The sequence below is a fragment of the Pseudoalteromonas sp. 11L1 genome (assembly GCF_055397545.1).
This window is the reverse complement of sequence record NZ_AP041141.1, coordinates 1,628,291-1,649,133: the sequence shown is the minus strand read 5'-3', so window position 1 is coordinate 1,649,133 and position 20,843 is coordinate 1,628,291. Positions and strand designations below refer to the sequence as shown.

At 35.8% G+C, this 20,843-nt stretch carries 22 protein-coding genes; 14 read left to right on the top strand and 8 right to left on the bottom strand.

Going from position 1 to position 20,843, the window contains the following annotated elements:
* The 5 genes from ACZ5WS_RS07605 to ACZ5WS_RS07585 are packed head-to-tail and all read right to left on the bottom strand — an operon-like array spanning position 1 to position 3,940.
* Positions 1-255, bottom strand: a complete 255-nt coding sequence (locus ACZ5WS_RS07605; protein ID WP_178956415.1) for a hypothetical protein — start codon at positions 253-255, stop codon at positions 1-3.
* Positions 248-904, bottom strand: a complete 657-nt coding sequence (locus tag ACZ5WS_RS07600) for a cyclase family protein (protein WP_178956416.1) — start codon at positions 902-904, stop codon at positions 248-250. The genes ACZ5WS_RS07605 and ACZ5WS_RS07600 overlap by 8 nt, the downstream gene beginning before the upstream one ends.
* Entirely contained in the window at positions 901-1,521 is a 621-nt protein-coding gene (locus ACZ5WS_RS07595; RefSeq protein WP_138605294.1) for a hypothetical protein, read from the bottom strand. The genes ACZ5WS_RS07600 and ACZ5WS_RS07595 overlap by 4 nt, the downstream gene beginning before the upstream one ends.
* The gene (locus tag ACZ5WS_RS07590) at positions 1,518-2,879 is read right to left on the bottom strand and encodes a class I adenylate-forming enzyme family protein (protein WP_198523542.1); all 1,362 of its coding nucleotides are present in this window, start codon (positions 2,877-2,879) and stop codon (positions 1,518-1,520) included. Before ACZ5WS_RS07590 ends, ACZ5WS_RS07595 begins: the two co-directional genes overlap by 4 nt.
* A complete protein-coding gene (locus tag ACZ5WS_RS07585) occupies positions 2,876-3,940 on the bottom strand; it encodes a 4-hydroxy-2-oxovalerate aldolase (RefSeq protein WP_178956418.1) in 1,065 nt (354 codons plus the stop codon). The genes ACZ5WS_RS07590 and ACZ5WS_RS07585 overlap by 4 nt, the downstream gene beginning before the upstream one ends.
* Before the next feature lie 249 nt (positions 3,941-4,189).
* Between ACZ5WS_RS07585 and ACZ5WS_RS07580 the strand changes: the two genes are divergently transcribed.
* On the top strand, positions 4,190-4,879 hold the full coding sequence (locus ACZ5WS_RS07580; RefSeq protein WP_138570510.1) for a class I SAM-dependent methyltransferase: 690 nt from the start codon (positions 4,190-4,192) through the stop codon (positions 4,877-4,879).
* 35 nt (positions 4,880-4,914) lie between these two features.
* Here ACZ5WS_RS07580 and ACZ5WS_RS07575 read toward each other — a convergent pair whose 3' ends face one another.
* Together ACZ5WS_RS07575 and ACZ5WS_RS07570 are read right to left on the bottom strand one after the other, a co-directional pair.
* On the bottom strand, positions 4,915-6,207 hold the full coding sequence (locus ACZ5WS_RS07575; protein ID WP_212751290.1) for a DUF4910 domain-containing protein: 1,293 nt from the start codon (positions 6,205-6,207) through the stop codon (positions 4,915-4,917).
* 215 nt (positions 6,208-6,422) lie between these two features.
* On the bottom strand, positions 6,423-7,859 hold the full coding sequence (locus tag ACZ5WS_RS07570) for a sigma-54 dependent transcriptional regulator (protein ID WP_198523544.1): 1,437 nt from the start codon (positions 7,857-7,859) through the stop codon (positions 6,423-6,425).
* A 368-nt stretch (positions 7,860-8,227) separates the two neighbouring features.
* Here ACZ5WS_RS07570 and fliS point away from each other — a divergent pair, with 368 nt between their 5' ends.
* The 13 genes from fliS (at position 8,228) to ACZ5WS_RS07505 (ending at position 18,794) form a co-directional block, all read left to right on the top strand.
* Positions 8,228-8,623: a flagellar export chaperone FliS gene (gene fliS / locus ACZ5WS_RS07565; RefSeq protein ID WP_109874274.1), complete on the top strand. Its 396-nt coding sequence runs from the start codon at positions 8,228-8,230 to the stop codon at positions 8,621-8,623.
* Positions 8,623-8,946, top strand: a complete 324-nt coding sequence (locus tag ACZ5WS_RS07560) for a hypothetical protein (RefSeq protein WP_171039588.1) — start codon at positions 8,623-8,625, stop codon at positions 8,944-8,946. The genes fliS and ACZ5WS_RS07560 overlap by 1 nt, the downstream gene beginning before the upstream one ends.
* A 45-nt stretch (positions 8,947-8,991) precedes the next feature.
* Positions 8,992-9,993, top strand: coding sequence for a UDP-N-acetylglucosamine 4,6-dehydratase (inverting) (gene pseB / locus ACZ5WS_RS07555; RefSeq protein WP_138605289.1), 1,002 nt, complete (start codon positions 8,992-8,994; stop codon positions 9,991-9,993).
* Positions 9,994-10,006: 13 nt separating this feature from the next.
* Positions 10,007-11,158, top strand: a complete 1,152-nt coding sequence (pseC, locus tag ACZ5WS_RS07550; protein ID WP_464711414.1) for a UDP-4-amino-4,6-dideoxy-N-acetyl-beta-L-altrosamine transaminase — start codon at positions 10,007-10,009, stop codon at positions 11,156-11,158.
* The gene (locus ACZ5WS_RS07545; protein WP_138605287.1) at positions 11,155-12,015 is read left to right on the top strand and encodes an aldo/keto reductase; all 861 of its coding nucleotides are present in this window, start codon (positions 11,155-11,157) and stop codon (positions 12,013-12,015) included. The genes pseC and ACZ5WS_RS07545 overlap by 4 nt, the downstream gene beginning before the upstream one ends.
* Before the next feature lie 21 nt (positions 12,016-12,036).
* Positions 12,037-12,801: a cytidylyltransferase domain-containing protein gene (locus ACZ5WS_RS07540; protein ID WP_138605286.1), complete on the top strand. Its 765-nt coding sequence runs from the start codon at positions 12,037-12,039 to the stop codon at positions 12,799-12,801.
* On the top strand, positions 12,794-14,080 hold the full coding sequence (locus tag ACZ5WS_RS07535) for an aminotransferase class III-fold pyridoxal phosphate-dependent enzyme (RefSeq protein ID WP_138605285.1): 1,287 nt from the start codon (positions 12,794-12,796) through the stop codon (positions 14,078-14,080). The genes ACZ5WS_RS07540 and ACZ5WS_RS07535 overlap by 8 nt, the downstream gene beginning before the upstream one ends.
* A 57-nt stretch (positions 14,081-14,137) precedes the next feature.
* Positions 14,138-14,809 carry a PIG-L deacetylase family protein gene (locus tag ACZ5WS_RS07530; RefSeq protein WP_138570517.1) on the top strand — a complete coding sequence of 224 codons (672 nt, stop codon included), beginning with the start codon at positions 14,138-14,140 and terminating at the stop codon, positions 14,807-14,809.
* Between the two features lie 59 nt (positions 14,810-14,868).
* Positions 14,869-15,345 (top strand): GNAT family N-acetyltransferase, encoded by a 477-nt coding sequence (locus tag ACZ5WS_RS07525; RefSeq protein ID WP_138605284.1) that lies wholly within the window; start codon positions 14,869-14,871, stop codon positions 15,343-15,345.
* On the top strand, positions 15,332-16,447 hold the full coding sequence (gene pseG / locus ACZ5WS_RS07520; RefSeq protein ID WP_464711411.1) for a UDP-2,4-diacetamido-2,4,6-trideoxy-beta-L-altropyranose hydrolase: 1,116 nt from the start codon (positions 15,332-15,334) through the stop codon (positions 16,445-16,447). Before ACZ5WS_RS07525 ends, pseG begins: the two co-directional genes overlap by 14 nt.
* A gap of 73 nt (positions 16,448-16,520) precedes the next feature.
* Entirely contained in the window at positions 16,521-17,198 is a 678-nt protein-coding gene (locus ACZ5WS_RS07515) for a formyl transferase (RefSeq protein ID WP_138605282.1), read from the top strand.
* 2 nt (positions 17,199-17,200) lie between these two features.
* Positions 17,201-18,265 carry a pseudaminic acid synthase gene (gene pseI / locus ACZ5WS_RS07510; RefSeq protein WP_138605281.1) on the top strand — a complete coding sequence of 355 codons (1,065 nt, stop codon included), beginning with the start codon at positions 17,201-17,203 and terminating at the stop codon, positions 18,263-18,265.
* On the top strand, positions 18,249-18,794 hold the full coding sequence (locus ACZ5WS_RS07505) for a GNAT family N-acetyltransferase (protein WP_232735517.1): 546 nt from the start codon (positions 18,249-18,251) through the stop codon (positions 18,792-18,794). Before pseI ends, ACZ5WS_RS07505 begins: the two co-directional genes overlap by 17 nt.
* Before the next feature lie 33 nt (positions 18,795-18,827).
* Here the strand turns inward: ACZ5WS_RS07505 and ACZ5WS_RS07500 are convergent, their stop codons facing one another.
* Positions 18,828-20,843 carry a motility associated factor glycosyltransferase family protein gene (locus tag ACZ5WS_RS07500; protein WP_138605280.1) on the bottom strand — a complete coding sequence of 672 codons (2,016 nt, stop codon included), beginning with the start codon at positions 20,841-20,843 and terminating at the stop codon, positions 18,828-18,830.

Sequence of the window (20,843 nt, the reverse complement as noted above, 5' to 3'; positions counted from 1 at the left end):
TCATTGCACCTGTAAATCGTTTAAAATATCAACCAACCCATCAATTGAAGAGAACCTTCTATCTTCAAAATGTATCTCATTAAGCACTACATTGAAGCTTGATTCACAGAACTCTATTAACATCAGCACGTCAAATGAATCAATATAACCGGATTCAAAATAATTTAACGTTGTATCAATATTTTCCATCTGGCTTTTGGAAACAAACCACTGCACTAGCTTTTCTTTTACTAGCATTTCATTACTCTTACTCAATTGCAAAACACCTAACTGGAGCCCCATCGCCACCTTTAATTTTTAAGGGTGCGACGATAAGCGTAAATTCTTCGCTCTCAATCGAACGAATATTAATTAAATATTCAACGATAACAACACCTGCACCAAGCAGTATTTTATGGTTAGGTGCATCCTTTTCTGCCCCTCTTCCATTTAAAGGGTTGTCAGGCTGAGGGGTATCTAGGGCGATAAGCTTACACCCATTATCTACCAGCCATTGACAAGCATCCTCAGAAAAAAAGGCATGGTCTGTGTAGTATTCATTAGTGTTTAATTTTAAATCCCAGTCAAACCTGGCAACAAGGCGAACCGGACACTGGGAACCTAAAGCTAATGTCAACTCATCTTTAGTAATTTCATGTTTATCTGCAAGATTCGAAAAGTCAATAACCCGTGCAGGCCCATTTAATTGAGCTAATGGTATATTTTCAATTGTTTCACCATCAGCAATAAAGTGCCTTGGGGCATCTATGTGAGTTCCAGTGTGTGTACCTAATACAATTTTTCGCGTTTCTCTATTTTCAATTCCGTGTCGTCCTAACTGAGTTGATTCAAAAAAGGGGTGCCAATGAGCTGCAAATGTTTGCATCCCCTCTTCAAGCAACATTGTTAAATCTGTTATTTTCATTTTAATACCTCGATGAGTTCTATTATTACCCCTGAGGGAGTTTTAAATAGGAGTATATCCATCTTCTGTTCATTAACTTCAAGAGTAAATATCTCAGAAATCCAAATTACTTTATTTTTTAGTTTACTCTTAAACAGAGCTAAATCTTTTACTATAAATGCAATTGATGTAAAGCCTTGTAGATCCAGTTTTTGTTCTACAAGATCTTGTTCCGTTGAAACAAAAGAGATATCGAGGTTCCATGTTTTTACAGGTCTAGATAACCTTAGGCAATTTCCACTTTCTTTGAAACCTAGCCCACACCAAAAATCAATTTCCTTTGCAAAACAACCTGATGGTATCAAAATAGTCATCATTGAGTCACTGTAAAATAAACGATTTTGTACATTCATGTTTTTACTATGGTGATTAATAATCTCAATGTCATATGAATCACTTCGTTTAAGTAATTTAATATCATGTTTCGCAGAATAGGAAGCAAGTAAATCCTTTTTTGAATAGTTATTCTCTAACTCTTTTTCATCAAATACCGATTCATATCCTAACTCTTTAAATTTAGAGATATCTCGCTCAACAAAAGCTGAATTCCAAGTAAGATGGGAGAATCCAATAATCATATTAAGTACTTTTCGATTAGCTTTGCTTTCATTACTTTTCCCGTGACTGAAGTAGGAAAGCTTTTCAAAACAATTATTTTTTCAGGAAGAAACTCTGAAGGTAACAAGGTACCCAACCACGCCTTTATAGATTTAATATTTAAATCATGCTCTGATAAAAGAAATAATATTGGCACTTCACCCCAAAAATCATGGGGCTTTGCAACTACTGCAGCATCCATAATACCAGCATACTTCAAACTAACATCCTCTATATACCTCGAACTTATATTAATTCCACCTTTAATAATAATATCTTTTTTACGTCCAGTTATGCTTAAAACCCCTGATGATGACTTTCCAATATCACCTGTAGCAGGGCACTCTGAGTCAGCGTTTAAGTAGCCAAGCATCTCCCAAGGAGAATCAATTAGTATTTCGTTCGAATCAGAAAAAGTTACATTTACAAGATCCAGACACCGACCAACTCCGTCCAAATGTCCTTCACCGACTTTCGCACAAGATATAAACAACTGCTCACTTGTGCCATAACTTTCTAAAACTTCATGTGCAAATTTATGCTCAAACTCTTTTTTTGTATTTTGCATAAGAGGCGCAGTACCGATAAATATCTTTGCTGCGCAATCACTTACCCAGCCTATAGCATCTCTATCGGTTGTCATTTTAGATGAAAGGGCTAACATTGAAGGGCTTAGCCAAATAGCATTTGCTCTATATTTAGCAAAATTCTTAAAGATAGTTGCGGCATTACTAGCCGAGAAGGTTGTACTTAAAATGACACATCCACCAGCTATTAATGGACATAAAAAAGTGTTAAGAATACCAGCCATGTAAAAACAAGGCATCACATGCAACATCTTAACTTCACAACCGATTTCATTATGTTTGTTAAACGCTTCAGCGCAAACAAGTAAGCTTTTTAAGTCGTGGCATACCGCTTTTGGTGTACCTGTAGTCCCTGAAGTAAAGGTAATAACCTGAGCATTATTCGAACTATCCTTATAGATAAAGCTATTCATTTTTTTTTCGGGTATGTATTCTTCAAATTCGCCAACATTGTTAATTACTTTGTCAGGGTTAAAGATGTCCAGCAATGTGCATTTATAACATTCATTGTAGTTAGCTGATAATGGTAAGACCTTTGCACCTAATGTGAACAATGAAACAAGAATTACAAAAAACTCCAATTTATCTTCGAGCTCTAGAGCTACTTTATCACCTTGACTTACACCAGCTTTAGTTAACTGATTCATATAAAACATTACCTGACTCTCAAAATTTAAATAAGTAATCTTTTGAGTACCTTGTATTATTGCAAAAGAGTGTTGTTCTGCTGACTTAAATAGTTCTTTTATCATAGAATTACTTGCTCATTCACATGGTAATTTTTATAACTCGGCTTCCAATACCCTTTTGCCTTTTGTATTTTTAACAGCTCAATTGCATGCCTTTCAACCATTTCTTCAGGTGCATTGCAAGTATCTTCTTTACAAACAGAAATAATTAAATGCCTTGGATCAACTTTATATTTTTGTGACATTTCAAAAATTATAGGCATATAACTAGAATGGAATAATGACATCCCTGATATAGTGTCAATAGATGAAAGACCATTTTTATTAATCAAAGGTTTTATGAGTTCTTCACCTAAATCCATTACTTGTATTGGATCTATTTTTCCCTCCAATCCCATACGAGCCAAGCACCCTATAATTTGTTCTGTACTTGTATTACCGGCACTACGTCCAAATCCTTGCAGTGACGAATCAATAATTTCAGCACCAGCATTGATAGCGGCAAGAGCGTTTCCCACACCTAACCCCAAATTATTATGCCCATGAAATCCAACTGTTAGACTAGGGCATTCAGCAAGTATTGCTTGAACATACTCCGTTACTTCTTGTGGTAGCATTCCGCCTGCTGAGTCCACTACATAAACAGCATCAGCCCCAATTTCAAAAGCAGCCTTTGCAGCCTTAGCCAGCTTGCTAGGCGAAACAGTATACGACTTCATGAAATTGACGTATGTGAGCATACTTTTATTTTTCGCAGAGCTTATAAATTTTTCACACTTTTTAAAATCAGATATTGTAGAACCTAAGCGAACAAAATCCATTCCATGATACTCAGCTAACGTAAGATGTTCTAAATTTGCAATCCCCGGAATTGCAAACATCCCCCAATTACCTTTTTTTACACTCTCAGACGCTGCTTTCATATAGACTTCATCAGTCTCAAGAGCAACTCCTATACCTCTTTCTGAAGCACCTAGACCGACACCATGACCAACTTCTATTAACTCAAATCCACAGTAATCTAGTGCACTACAAATACCAACTGTATCATTTTTAGAAAACTGAAAGTCAATTTCATAACTTCCATCTCTTAAAGTGCATTCTAGTATTTTTGGATACTTCATCACTAATACCTTTTAATAATTGGAGCACTACTTAAAAGTGCGCTTATTTTGCCTCTACTCGAAGACCAGTCGATGAACATTGCCATACTTAAAGTTTTTACTAGCTTTCAAGTATAAAGCAAAATACAAGCCACTATTAATAACCTTGGCAGCTAGATATTCCTATAAATATTGTAAACCGTATTTATGAAATGTTATCTTAAGTGTTAAACATTATACCTAACCCTATATAAAGGTAATAATACTACAATGAAGTATGATAGAGATAAATCATGGAATAGCATATATGCTGAAAACACAGAAATAGCCTACCCACCAGAAGCAGTTATTAGAATTTTTTTAGGGCAATTTCCAAAGTTAGAGTTTCTAGATAAAAATTTTCAAGGTAAGAAAATTTTAGATGTAGGTTTTGGTGATGGCCGTAATTTCCCTCTTTTTAATAGACTTGGTTTATTGAGTAGTGGGGTAGAAATCACAAAAGATATCGTAAATAATGCCTCTGAAAGAAAGGAGTTTAAAGGCCAAGAATTAGACTTACGAATAGGTAGCTGCGAAGAAATCCCATTCGAAGCGAATATGTTTGATTATTTAATCTCTTGGAATAGTAGTTATTATATGAGTTCTGAAAGTTTTGATTATCAAAAACATATTGATGAATTCGTAAGAGTAACAAAGCCAAAAGGCTATCTAATCGTATCTGTTCCAACGGCTTCAGCTTTTATTTACGAATCGTGTGAAGAGCTCGAAAAAGGGTATGTGAGAATTAAAAATGATTACTTCGGAGTTCGCAATGGTCAAGTCATGCGTCGCTTTGAAGATAAAGATGATTTTTTGAGCTGCTTTTCAAATATTTCACAATATTGTGAATGCGCAGAAATAAAAATGGATTGGTTCGGATTAGCTTACAATTGGTATGTTGCTGTAATTAAATTAAACTAACAAAAGAGCGCATTTATGCGCTCCTTCTACCCTATTTAGTCTTGAACTTTGATTAAACCAGCTTTTTCGAGAGATTCAACTAAAGGTAAAAGCTCAAAAATATTAGCTCGAATCTTATCAGCAAGCTCTAATAAATCACTACCTCCATCTGCATAAGCTAGTAAATTAGTGAGCATTTTTACTTGAGTATAATCTTGCTGCATATTGCTCGTATTAGGATACAATCCTCTTTTACCAAGTTGCGGCTCACATAAATTAGTTGCTTTATATACTTTATTTTTTTCTAATAATTGAATAGCGCCAACAATTACATCTGCAGCACCTCTTAATCCAGCAGGTGTAATTAATGTAAGATCATCTAATGATGTATGATATTCGGGATATTCCCCGTATTTGCTCCGCATAATTGAACATACAGGTAAATCAACACCAGGAGCGCAAAATTGACGCTCATCACTACCGCGCTCAAGAAAAGAATACTGTTTAAAACTACCAACTAAATTCTTTAAAGCACTTAGTGCTGCTCTGTCGGCTAAAGTACGAGAGTTGCGTGAACTTAGGTAAGAGTACTCTCTTTCATCACCGACACATGTGACAATGAATCCAGCTTTCAGATGCTTTTTCAAACGTTTTAAATGTTTTGAAATATAAACTATTGATCCTATGGTTTCTGGTAAAAATAAAACTCTGTAAGTATATCTACGGTCAGTCATTAATTTAAGTTGCTCAATTAATGCCATACAAACAACTGGTCCAGATAATTCATTATTAGCTAAAGAAGGATGGCATATGTATGTAGAAAGCAAAATTTCATTTTCTGTTTCTCCAGGTAAAACAAACTCTCCATACGTTAAATGCCCATTGAATAAATTTGTATCTATAACAACTTGGTAACTACCTTCAGTCAAAGATAAACGTTGAGAGTGACTAAGACAAAATCCCCAATTACGCTCATAGTATGATGTAACATATGGTATTGCGTCAGGCATATCCTCTATACTGTAAAGGTGGGCTTGTAATTCTTTTAAAGAAAGTGTCTTATTAACAGGCTCTGAGTAACCCATTAGATGTAGGTTATTAACTTTAAAATCGCATATTTTATTACCATTAGGATCAATTATGTATGCGTTATTTACTTTCCACTCTTGCGGTACCTTCCAGTCAAAAGCGATAGTATTTGAAGGAACCTCATGTGCAACCAGTTCCGGTACAAACTGTTTGATATATCTCAATGTTTCTCTTACACCATCACCTGTAAGGCTTCGATTGATTGGAAATAGCTCCTTTGCCCACCCATACATTCTATTTCCATCGATTGCTTCGTTCATTTTTAACCTTATTTTACTTTACTTTGTATAGAAAGCGTTACCTGCATAAAACACATGCTAGATTATTCATTAACTTAGGAGTGTACAATAAGAAAAAGAGCACCGCACACCATTAAATTGTCACTATTTAATGGGAGGCAAATCAAGTTTTAAAGCCAAAATTAAAAATAACATAGAACTTTATTAACTACAGTTCAATTTATTAGCGGTTTTAATCAATCCCTAGAAAGATTATACTTTTTCATTTTTTCGACCAGTGTGGTTCGCCTTACGCCTAGTACTTCAGCAGCACGGGCAACAACGTAATCAAAGCGCTCTAATGCCTGGGTGATTAAGTTAATTTCAAGCTCGGCTAAGTACTCCTTAAGCTCAATACCTTCATCGGGCAATAAACCGGGTGCCGCTTGAGCAAAATCATCTTCGAGGTCTATTTCGTCTTCGCTGAATCCGCCACTAAAAATATCATTAAACGCATCACGCTCCATCAGTTCTTCTGGGTACTGTGGCTCATAGGCTTCAACTTCAATGTAGCGGTATTTATTAGGTAAATCAGGAACATCCACCACCTTGTCTGGGAACATAATAACCATACGCTCAACTAAGTTAGCGAGCTCACGAATATTACCTGGCCAAGAATGCTCTTTTAAACTTTCAATAGCACGCTCTGTAAACTTAGCCGTAGTACCGCTTTGCTCATTTACGCGGCGCATTAGCTCTTTAAGTAGCAAAGGGATGTCTTCTGCACGTTGAGCAAGTGATGGACTCTCAATAGGAAAAACATTTAAGCGATAGTATAAGTCTTCTCGGAATGAGCCTTTTTCAATCATGCTTTCAAGATCACGGTGGGTTGCAGCAATAACACGTACATCGGCTTGAATCGCTTTGGTACCGCCAACGCGCTCATAGCTACGCTCTTGTAGTACTCGCAGTAACTTGACCTGCATTTGCAGCGGCATATCCCCTATTTCATCTAAAAATAGCGTGCCACCTTGCGCCAATTCAAACCGGCCTTTACGTGCTGAAATAGCCCCGGTAAATGCACCTTTTTCATGGCCAAATAGTTCACTTTCTAGTAGCTCCGCAGGAATTGCCCCACAGTTTACTGGTACAAATGGGCCTTTGTTACGCTTAGAAAGCAGATGCACATTACGAGCAACTACTTCTTTACCCGTGCCCGACTCACCTAAAATAAGCACGTTGGCATCGGTTTTAGCAACTTGAGTAATTAAAAAGCGTAAATCTTTTACAGCTTTGGTTTCACCTACAAGGCCATCAAAGGTGCTTTTTTCTTTATTATGTTGATGCTCATGAGGCAGCATACGCTGATATTGCTGACAATCATGGAGTAACTGAGTGGTAACTTCATGAGTAAATGGCTCACAAATTAGTCCAACAACATTGGCGAGACTCAGTAGCGGTTTGAGCGTTTCACCAATCAGTAAAAAAGGAAATGTTGGATAGCGTTTAATTAAACTTTCATGATCTAAAGATTGCAGCGCCCCTAACACCACAATACATTCTTTGTTTTGATAGTGACTACATGCCTGCTCAAAGTCAGCTTCTGTTTGCAACTGTACCGCCTCACCAATAAAAGTAAGCGATGCATATAATCCAATAGAGCGATTATTATTATTATCTAAAATTAAGATCATTTTTTAGCGAGCCATTTATTTCACTAATTTGTTTTATTAACCAAATTGTAAGCCAGTTGGATTTGGATGCAAGTAATAGCGGCGATTTTTTGACATTAACGCCAAAAAACAGACACACCGCCTGAAAAGTCAATACTTTATAACTAATAACTCTTTAACTATTTATAACGGACTACCCACTTAGGATGAATTACCTAACACATTTTTGCCACCAGTAATGATACGATTTCACACAGAAGAAACTCATAAAAACTGCTATTATTACTTAAAGGTGTGACTGTTTTGGCCGATAAGTAATAGTCAAACTTATGTTGGAACTAAACTTGCTTAAGGTTCTACACATGTAATTAAAATTTAAGGAATTACCTATGGCGCACGCATCAATCAATAAATACCGTCAAATTACAGTTAGCAGCGTTAAAGAAATGACGCCTTATGATCAAGTCAAACTCGTGTTTGTTAATATTGTTGGTAAGTTATCAGCTGCTAAAGGGTTTATTGAACGTAAAGAGTTAGAAAAAAAAGGCAACGCAATCTCTGATTGTATTGTGCTACTTGGTGCTTTGCAGCAAGTATTAAATTTTGAACATAATAATGAAGTATCAACTAACTTAGACTCTTTATATGATTATTGTCAGCGATGCTTACTAACCGCAAACCTCGAGAACGATATAGAAAAAATTGATGAAGTAATTACCTTGATTAAGGAAATAAAATCAGGTTGGGAAGCAATTCCATTTGAACAAAGAGAACCACAACTATAATGTCTTTAAAGCGGGTTACAAACTCACAAGTTAAAGATAGTGAGACTAGAGCATATTGCAATGATCTAGTAAGTTTGATTGCTGACTCAGAAGATTGGGATATTGAGCAAGCGCTGAATATTCATAATAAACTTGATATTCACATAAGTAGCTCACTTTCTAGAGAAAAAACTCATTATTCAGCTACTGAACTTGAGTTTTTAATTAACCTAATAGAACAGCTATCTGTTAAAATAGATAATCAAAAGCAACTATTAGCGGTTAAAATAGTTGGTAATCAAAAAAATAAAAAAGCTGTAAATAAGTATAAATCTAACTTTTAAAATAGATTTGGCAATATTAGGCTGGTTAGCTGTGGAGAAAATCACATGTTTGATGGAAAAGTAGTTTTAATAACAGGTGGAACAGGATCGTTCGGTAAAAAGTATGTAAAAACATTATTAGAACGGTACAGCCCCAAAAAAATTATTATCTTTTCTCGTGACGAGCTAAAGCAGTTTGAAATGCAGCAAGATTTTGATCAGCCTTGCATGCGCTACTTTATTGGCGATGTTCGAGATAAAGAACGACTAAATCGCGCAATGCGTGGCGTTGATTACGTTATCCATGCTGCAGCCCTTAAGCAGGTACCTGCCGCTGAATACAACCCAATGGAATGTATAAAAACCAACATAAATGGTGCAGAAAACGTTATTAATGCAGCACTTGATAATAACGTTGAAAAAGTCATAGCTCTCTCTACGGATAAAGCAGCCAACCCGATTAATCTATACGGTGCCACTAAATTGGCTTCAGATAAATTATTTGTAGCGGCAAACAACATTGCTGGCGGCCATAAAACCACTTTTTCAGTGGTGCGCTACGGTAATGTAGTATGTTCGCGAGGCTCCGTTGTGCCTATTTTCCAAAAGTTTATTAATGAAGGTCGTGATCATATTCCTATCACTCATGATGAAATGACCCGTTTTTGGATAAGCCTTCAACAAGGCGTTGATTTTGTTTTAACAAATTTCGCGCGCATGTTGGGTGGTGAAATTTTCGTACCTAAGATTCCATCAATTCGCATTACTGACCTAGCAAAAGCAATGGCTCCTGAATTACCTATTAAAATTATTGGTATTCGCCCAGGCGAGAAACTTCATGAGGTTATGTGCCCTGCCGATCTGTGTTTTGAAACCTATGAATATAACGATCACTTTGTTATTGCACCAGGCATTAAATTTAGCAGTCGTAGTAATGACTTTACAGTAAATGCGCTTGATGAAAAGGGAAAAAAAGTTCAGCAAGGTTTTGAATATAACTCTTTAAACAACCCTCATTACATGACGATTGAAGAAATTGAAGCCTTCAACATTGAAGCATTAGTTTAAAAGTTATTACTCCATGATCCCTTACGGCAAACAAGCTATTTCTCAACAAGACATCGACGCAGTAGTTGATGTCTTAAAATCCGACTGGTTAACGCAAGGCCCTAAAGTCCCCGCTTTTGAGCAAGCCATTGCGAAATATTGTGGCAGCACCTATGCATGTGCAACAAACAGTGCCACATCGGCATTGCACATTGCATGTTTAGCGTTAAATGTAGGGAAAGACGATATTGTATGGACCTCCCCTATTTCGTTCGTTGCTTCTGCAAATTGTGCACTTTACTGTGGTGCTCAAATAGATTTTGTGGATATTGATGTAGCAACAGGGAATATGTGCACTAATGAGTTAGAAAAAAAACTTATTATTGCTAAAGAAAATAATCGTTTACCAAAGGTAGTCATCCCGGTTCACATGGCAGGTCAATCATGTGATATGCAGGCTATATATCAACTTGCAGTTGAATATGGCTTTAAGGTTATTGAAGATGCTTCACATGCTATTGGTGCAAAATATTTAGGCAGCCCAGTGGGCAGTTGTGAGTTTTCAGATATTTGCGTATTTAGCTTTCATCCAGTCAAGATAATCACCTCAGCTGAAGGAGGCATGGCGGTAACAAACAATAAACAACTTGCTAAAAGAATGGAGCGTTTACGTAGCCATGGAATTACAGCCAACCCGAGTGAAATGACCGAACCAAGTCATGGCCCTTGGTACTATCAGCAAATTGAACTCGGCTTTAATTATAGAATGACTGAGTTGCAAGCGGCATTAGGCCTTAGCCAGCTTTCAAAGCTCGATGAATTTGTTACAAAGCGCAACCAGCTGGCTAAAGTCTATTCTAGCAAATTAAAAGACTTGCCTATTAATCATTTAACTCAATCACAACAAAGCTACTCTAGTTACCATTTATATATTTTAACCTTGTCTGGTGACGCAGTTGTAAAACATGAGTCTCTTATCTGTAGTTTAAGAGAGCGAGGCATAACGAGTCATTTGCATTATATTCCAATTCATATACAACCTTATTATAAAGAGCTTGGCTTTAAGGCAAATGACTTTCCAAATGCAATAAAATATTACAGTTGCGCTCTCACTATACCTTTGCATCCTGAATTAACTAATTCAGAACAAAATTTCATAATAGAAACACTAGCCGAACAACTATGAAAATCGCTTTAGGAACCGCCCAATTTGGTTTAGATTATGGCATTAGTAATACTGTCGGACAGGTTAAAACTGATGAGGTTAAACGAATACTCAGCCTCGCACTAGACGCTGGTATAACAGTTGTTGATACGGCATCGGCTTATGGTAGTAGCGAGAGTAATATTGGTCAATCGGGTTTAAGCCAAGCTTTATCTATTGTTACTAAAGTATCAGGTGAAAATATTCACGCGCAGGTAGAAAAAAGCTTAAAAAATCTGAACTGTGAGTCAATTGATGCAGTGTTATTTCATAATTGTGAGTTGCTTTTAAGCAGTTCAGGGGAAGATTATTTTTCGCAGCTAGAGCAGTTAAAAGCCAAAGGCATAGTTAAGCGAATAGGTGTTTCTGTTTATAACCCTAAAGAGCTTGAATTACTTAGTGAAAGGTTTAATTTAGATCTGGTTCAAGCTCCTGTAAATTGGTTAGATCAACGTTTTATACAACCTGAAATCATCGATAAGCTAATAGAAAAAAATATAAAGCTTCACGCTCGCTCGATATTTTTACAAGGGCTTTTATTAGAGCCAATGATTCAAAATAACGCTTATTTTTCACAGTTTAATAATGAGTTTTCTCAGTATAATTGTGTTATTAATGAATTAGGCTGCAATCGGCTAACTTTCGCATTAGCAATTATTGCGCAAAAAGCCCCTCATATCGAAAATGCAATTATAGGGTGTTGCTCACAAGAACAGTTAACACAATTAATAGACAGCTACTGCGTCGCAAAAAAGCTTACACTCCCCTCGGATGACGTTTTAGCCTCTTTAGCTTCAAGTAATTTAGCATTAATCAATCCATCGCAATGGCTTGGTTAATTAAGCGCTAGGATTAAAAATATGATAAATGCTTTCATGCAAGCTAGGACAGGATCAACACGCTTACCTAATAAAGTTTTAAAGAATCTCCAAGGTTTACCTATGTTTATTCAACAAGCTAAGCGTGTACAACGAGCCAAGTTGGTAGACAACCTAGTTATTGTCACAAGTACTGATGAAAGTGACGACATTATTGAACAGTTATGCAATGAGAATAATTTATTATGCTTTAGAGGAAGTTTAAGCAATGTTCTCAGCCGGTACTTTCATGCTGAACTCAATTACCCTTGTGATGCTATCGTTAGAATAACAGCTGACTGCCCAGTGATTGACCCTGAGCTCATGGACTATGTCATTAATAGTCATTTAAAAAACAACAATGATTATACTTCAAACTGCTTAGTAGCCACATACCCTGATGGTCTCGATATTGAAGTTATTAGTAAGAAGGCCTTACACAACGCTTATAAATATGCAGAAAAGCCTTCTGAGTTAGAACACGTAACACCTTATATAACAAGTCACCCTGATAAGTATAAGTTACAGAATATCCAAAGTGAGCAAGACCTGTCTGCCTATAGATGGACTGTTGACGAACCCAAAGACTTTGAGTTGATTTCATCAATATATGAAAATTTATATGTAAAAAAGCCTAATTTTAATTATCAAGATATACTGGAATTGTTATCACATAAACCAGAGCTGAACTTATTAAACCCCCAAATTGCTCGAAATGAGGGAATGGTTAAATCATTAAAAAAAGATAAAGAAGAAGGCTATGAATAATTACACTAATTCAGCGGAGTGGCTACATAGAGCTGAAAAAACCATTCCTCTAGGTTCCCAAACTTTTAGTAAGAGTAGAATTGCGTTCCCACAGAATGCAGCACCTTTATTTATTGAACGAGGTTTCGGTTCTAAAGTGTGGGATGCAGATAATAATGAGTATATTGACTTTGTGAATGGCTTACTTTCTGTTTCTTTAGGCTACTGTGATGCTGATGTAAATCAAGCTGTTATAGACCAGCTTAGCTCAGGGATCACTTTCTCCCTTCCTCATAGATTAGAAATGGAAGTCGCCGAAGAACTCACAAAGCTAATACCTTGCGCTGAAATGGTGCGTTTTGGTAAAAATGGCAGTGATGCAACATCTGCTGCTATTCGACTAGCAAGAGCTTATACAAAAAGAGAGCATGTTGCTGTCTGTGGTTATCATGGTTGGCAAGATTGGTATATTGGCTCAACAACCAGAAATTTAGGTGTCCCTGAATGTGTTAGAGCGCTTACCCATGCGTTTACATACAATGATCTTAGCTCATTAGAAAGGCTCTTTACTGAATACCCTGAACAGCTTGCAGCTGTAATTATGGAGCCAATGAATGTCTCCTTTCCAGAAACGGGATTTCTTCAAGGAGTACAAGCACTTTGTAAAAAACATGGCTCTGTACTAATTTTTGACGAAACAATTACCGGTTTTCGGTTCGATCTACATGGTGCTCAAGGCTTATTTAATATTACACCCGACCTAGCAACCTTTGGCAAAGGCATGGCAAACGGATTCCCTATCTCAGCTGTCGTAGGTAAACAAAAAATAATGTCATTGATGGAAGATATTTTCTTCTCCGGTACCTTTGCGGGCGAAACCATGTCTTTAATTGCTACAAAAACAACATTAAAAAAAATGCAGCAAGAAAGAGTACTGACACATATTCACACTTTAGGTGAAAAATTAATTTGTGAGCTTAATAAATTAATAGAAAAACACAAAGTAAAAGATTGGCTGAGCACTGCAGGTCATCCGTCATGGTCTTTTATTATTATTAAAGACACTCAAAAATACTCCTCATTAGAGCTAAAATCTTTATTTATTCAAGAGATGTGCTCTAGAGGTATTTTAATTGGTGGTAGTCATAACCTTAGCTATGCCCATACACATGATGATATAGAAAAATTACTTAATGCATACGATGAAGTTATTTTTATTTTAAAAAATACAATAGAAACACAAAATTTATATGATGTTTTTAAAGGACATCTTTTAGAGCCAGTTTTTAAAGTTAGATAAATGACAACTAATGTAAGATAACTCTTCTCTTAGTTAAATTTATCGAGGATAGTAAGTATGAAAGTAGCAGTAATTGTCGCCCATCCTGATGATGAGACACTCGGCTGTGGTGCCACAATAGCGAACCATATTGAAAAGTGTGATGAAGTATATATTTTAACACTTTCTAATGGGGTTAGTTCACGCCTAGAATATACTGAAGCAGAGATTCAAACCCGGCAAGCAGCCTTTTTAAATGCCGCCCAACATTTAGGTGTTTCACCTAATAATCTAACATCATTAGATTTTCCTGATAATGAATTCGATACCATACCACTTTTAAAAATAGCGCAAGCCATCGAACTATTTTTATCTAAAAATATAATTGCACGCGTGTATACCCATTATCATAGCGATTTAAATGTTGATCATCGAAAAACTTATGAAGCTGTTTTAACAGCTTGCAGGCCGCAACCCATGCAATCAGTAAAGCAAATATTTTGCTTCGAAACACTATCAAGCACTGAATGGGCAAGTCATCGTTACGAGGCATTCAAACCGAACTATTTTGTCAATATCGAGCATGTATTTAGTAAAAAAATAAAAGCTCTTACAGCTTATAAAGATGAAATGAGAGAAGCACCACACACTCGAAGTCTTGAGAATATTCAAGCACTCGCTAAATTTAGAGGCATGTGTATAGGCACTCCACTTGCTGAAGCATTTTATATTGAACGCTTTATAGATTAGGCCTATTACGCTCGTTATAAAGTTGCGGTTTTAATACCTAATTTAGGATAGAAAATAAAATGATAACATTAAGGGAAGCCGAGCAAAGTGATTGTACTACTTTATACCAGTGGGCTAATGATCCTGTTATTCGCAGCTGCGCATTAAAAGACGCCCCAATTACCCTACAAAATCACTTAAATTGGTTTAATAAGCAACTAGCGTCTCTTAATAGTAAAATTTATATTGCATCTATTGACGACAAACCAATCGGACAAGTCAGATTTAATCAAACAGATCTTAATACATATGAAATAGACACGCATTTATCTCCTTGCAGTAGAGGCTATGGTTACGGTCGAAAAATGTTAAAACAAGCGCTAAAACTAATAGAAAAAAATAAAAATAGTACATTTATTGCGATTATTTTAATTGAAAATATAGCATCTATTAAATTATTCGAAGCCTGTAACTTTAAGCGTGAAAAAGAAACAACAATAGAAAATAAAAAATGTTTCATTTACATCCGTAAAGAGGCTCTAGATGGTGAGCATTAATATAAATAAAAGTAATACCGAAACTCCGACTCGATTACTCAACATCGCTTTTAGAGTTGATGCTTCTTTAAATATTGGTTCAGGCCATGTGATGCGCTGCCTCACACTAGCGACAGCAATTAGAAAGGCAGCCAATGTTAATATCACTTTTTTCTGTCGCGATGCCGCCGGTAATAGTAATGAAAATATAATCCAATCTGGGTTTGAGCTTGTTAGAATGGCTCCTCCAAAAAATACCATCGACTTAAAAAACTACAGCTCATGGCTGGGTACTAGCATAGATGATGACTGTGAAGAGTTTCTAAAATTAACAGCGGGGAAAAATTACGATTTAATCGTAATAGATCATTATGCTATTGATAACCATTGGCATAATAAAGTAAAAAGCATAACCAAAAAAATTATGGTTATTGACGATCTAGCGAACCGAAAACACAATTGTGACTTGTTATTAGATCAAACCTACCAATGCCCAACAATTAAATACTCGCATCTGATAAATAACCATACAAAACTCCTACTTGGCTCAAGCTTTGCTTTATTAAGGCCTGAGTTTTTAGATTTTCAAAAAGCATCAATTGTAAAAAAAGAGCGCACCTTACTCATAATGTTTGGAGGAACAGATCCTGACAATTTGACTCTTCAAGTATTAGCGCGAGTAATCAAATTAAAATACTTTGAAAGAATTAATGTAATCCTAAATAAAACAGCAAAAAACGTGAAATCAGTGTTTAACTTTGCACAATGTCATAAAAAAGTCTTTTTACATATATCGCCGAGTAATATTGCGGAAATTATGTCAACGGCAACAATAGCGATTGGTGCAGCTGGAACAACATCATGGGAAAGATGCGCTTTAGGCCTTCCTGCTGTTGTTATTGTACAAGCAGACAATCAGCGAGAGATCGCTAACGCGCTTCAATTAGCTGAAGTGATCCGCTTTATTTCAATTGCAGAGATTGAAGACAAGTTAATTAAAGAAATTGAATTTTGGCAAAATAGGTTAAAATTAAGTAATGATGTTCATAAAAATTGTATTAATATTTGTGATGGCAAAGGCACTGTAAGAGTCACCAACGAAGTGCTAAAAGTCATAGAGTAGCAATTTACCTGAAGCTGAATAACTATTAATTTGACTATGAGATAGCGTCTCTAAAACCGATAAGCGATTTAATATGAACAATTACATTGTAGCTACAATTAAAGACTGGAATATTGCCCAATATAAAAAACGCACGCCAGCTTATAATGGAAATTGGCATTTAATTACTGACAAAAAAGAGCTCACTTATAATCACTTAAAACATCTAAACCCTAAATATATATTTTTTCCTCATTGGAGCTGGATTGTTCCCGAAGAAATAATTAACAACTTTAATTGCGTTTGCTTTCATATGACTGATTTGCCTTATGGACGGGGCGGAAGCCCAATGCAGAATTTAATTTCTCTTGGCCATACCACCACAAAGTTAAGTGCCCTAAAAATGGAAGAAAGTATAGATACAGGCCCTATTTATCTAAAAAGGGCTCTATCTTTGGAGGGCACAGCGCAACAAATATTTTTACGCTGTTCAGCTTTAACTTTTGATATGATTGAGTTTATTGTTAACGATAATCCTGAAGTAACACCTCAAGAAGGCCCTGTAACAGCATTTTCAAGACGCAATCCAAGCCAAAGTGTTATTGATACGAACTTAGAGCTGGATGATATCTTTGATCATATTCGCATGTTAGATGCCGATAGTTATCCAAAAGCATACATAAAACATGGAAAGTATAAGCTTGAGTTTACAAATGCCAAAAAAAGCAACGACGCTTTAACTGCCAATATAAAATTAACTTTACTTGAGTAATCATGAAAAATAAATTTGTAGAAATAGATGGTCGAAGAATAGGTTTAGACTATGAACCTTACATTGTTGCTGAGCTTTCAGCTAACCATAACGGCGATCTTAAAGAAGCCCTAAAAACAATTGAAGAAGCCGCTAAATGTGGAGCCGATGCAATAAAAATTCAATCATATACGCCCGATACAATGACTATCGACTGTAATAAGGACGAGTTTCAGATTAAAGGCGGATTATGGGATGGTTATAATTTATATAAATTATATGAGTGGGCCCATACTCCTTTTGAGTGGCACAATGCACTGTTTGAAAAGGCCAAAGAAGTCGGTATCACTTTATTTTCAACACCGTTTGATGAAACAGCCGTTGAGCTGCTAGAAGCATTAAACACCCCAGCTTATAAAGTGGCCTCTTTCGAATTAACCGATCTACCTCTCATCAAGCGAGTTGCTGAAACAGGTAAACCTATCATTATGTCTACTGGTATGGCTAATATCTCAGAGATAGAGGAAGCGATTAGCACAGCAAGAGATAATGGTTGTGATGAACTAATTGTATTGCATTGCATAAGTGCTTACCCTGCGCCATTCGAGCAAGCTAATTTAGCTACAATCTCGGATATTGCAACACGCTTTAACGTTATTACAGGCTTATCTGATCATACCTTAGGCACAACGGCAGCAATTGCATCAGTGGCTTTAGGAGCATGCTTTATTGAAAAGCATTTTATTTTAGATAGATCTAAAAAAGGGCCTGATTCAGAATTTTCAATTGAGCCTGAGCAGCTTAAATCAATTGTTAGTCAAAGCAAAGAAGTGTACAAATCGATAGGTAATCCAGGGTATGAAGTAAAATCAGCCGAAAGCGAAAACCTAAAATTTAGACGCTCTATTTATTTTATTGAAGACGTACCAGCAGGTACAGTTATAACAAAAAAACACATAAAAAGAATACGTCCAGGCTACGGTCTCCCCTGTAAGTATTACGATACGCTGATTGGTAAGAAAACTTCTGTAAATATAACAAGAGGAACAGCTGCTAAATGGGAGCTAATTGATGAAAAATCTAGTTAAAGTAACAAGCAATGAGGTGAAAGATATTTTTTTGCAAAGTATATCTTTAGACGATGTAAATGAAAATTATGTTGCTTGGCTTAATGATCCTCTAGTAAATCAGTACTTAGAAACTCGTTTTAGTAAACAGGATCTTAACTCAGTTAAGGATTATATTTCAGCTAATTTAAATAACCCGCTTGAACAATTATTTACGATTAGAACCAACAATAATAAACACATTGGGAATATTAAAGTTGGAAATATAAATAGGATTCATAATATTGCTCAAGTGAGTCTGTTTATTGGCGAAAAAGAAAGTTGGGGGAAAGGCTATGCAAATCAAGCTATCAAGCTAATTAACCAATATGCTTTCGAAACGTTATTGATTAGAAAACTAGTCGCCTGGGTTTACACCGACAATATTGGAAGTTTTAAAGCCTTTAAAAAGGCTGGCTATAGCAAAGAGTGTGTACTTAAAAATCATTATATATTGAATGGAAAACCAAGTGATCTAATCCAACTCTCTTTGTTTAATATTAAACCCTAATATAAGTAAGTTATTTACCAAAAAAGGCCAAAGCTAAGCTTTGGCCGGTTTATTATAGTTTTCAATAAACTCTAAATAAATACCTTTTACATGCTCATGAAACGCATCAATACATGCATTTATAAATCCTGTACGCATTTCTAAATCATTGTAATAATAGCTACTTGTCATAATGTAAGCTTGAAAATATCTAAAAGTTCCCTGAATCAGCCAATAAACTACATTATCGTCTGCGGTGCTATTACGTAATGTAAGTAATATTTTATTTTGTAAATTAAACGCATCAGCAAGCTGCTCACGTGTTTCAAAATGTTGAGAAGTAATTGATAACAGCTGCTCAAGAACATCTTTTGTTCTAGCTTTTATGGCTTCCATTTTAAAGTTAACGTTTCCAGCAGATAATTGCTCTAAAGAAGTAGCCCTATTAAGTAGCTCTGTTATTTTATCTTGCTTATTACTAATTGGCTTCATATCAGTAATATCTTCAATACGTTTAGGCTCAGAATACTTTATAAATGCACCATTGGCCGTATTAAATACTTTAACATTGAGGTTTTTTTGGAGTAATAACTCTAAGTTACCCTTTGATGAGTCAAATATAGGAATCGTAAAGACCTCTTCGGTAAAATTACCTTTAACAACAAATGCTCCCTCAATACCTTGCTCAACCACTTTTTTATGCTTAAAGTCATTATCAAAATAGATACTATGTTTTGAATGATGATGCTCTTTAGATACAAAGCCTAAGTCAGTACCAACTAAATATACTTTCTTAAACCCCAACTCAATAGCTGTAGCAAGTGCTGTATTCGATACTGTTGGGTTACTGTAGTCAGGGTAGGTAAATTGCTTTTTTGTATCCAAAGCACGAATAAGACGACCGCCTGCATCATTTAATTTTGATAACAAATGCGCACTTTTAAAGCGCTTTAAAATACTATCGTATACCGTATTAAGTGCAACAATATTTATCTCATTTAATTTTATCTTTAGTCCAGAGACGCGATCTATTGACTCCACCCATTCTAGCAGCCCTGCGCCTCGCTCCATTTCTATGTGAATATCAGGTTTAATATTATTACTAAGTAAGGCTCTTAATGCTGTACCACAAGAAATAATAATTATGTCATCTTGATTGGCTTTTAAAAATTCAATTGCATCATCAAGAGATGGGCCATTGGCAACAATAAATACAGAATCTTCTTGCAGAGTGTTATTTACTAACTCAGGCTTTTTCAATACTGGAAACTTTTCATTTAAATTAGCCAGAGTATGAGATACACCTATTATTTCATCTTCAAAAAAACCCCAGCCTGCAGACCAACGATGTCCGATACTTTTAATACGCTCAATTGTTTTCTCAATCAGTGGGCTATTATAATGCTTTAAGAAAAGAATTTGACTGAGGTTAAAATGACCCTGATTAAACAAAAACTTAGAAATTTCGTTAATCACTCCATCTTCACCACCAGAAACACGTATTGAAAATTGCCCACCATTGGCAGTGCATTTATCAAAAAGCGGCTTTAATTCGATACAATGTAAAAGTGCATAGAAGGTATCTTTACTCGGCTCAAATAAAAACACATTAAGTACATCTTTTTTCTTGAGTAACTCTTCTATCTGATAGCCTAACCCCCCACCTAAAAAACAAACAAAGTCGAGGCGCTTTTCTTCAGCAGGGTTATTTATTTTATTATCTGTTTCAGCGGTACGTACGTTGTAAATTGATTTTAATAGCGCAGCATGTTCAAAAACAATATTTGTGTCATCTTGGTGATTTATTTGATATTTGAAGTAAAGCGGGTTTTCTAGAAACTGAATAACTTGCTGTTTAGCGAATTCTCTAGGCTCATCTTGATAAACGAACTCATTATTGTTAAACAAGTTAGCATTGCCCATTTCATCGATTGCAACACCAGTATCGCTTGGCGTGTAATCTTTAAATGTTTCATAAATAGCCGGCATTTGCTCTTGAAGTAGAGCTAAATTTGCAAGCAGGGTTGCTTGCAACATCATTTTTGTTAATTCTTGCTGATTAGCGTCCAA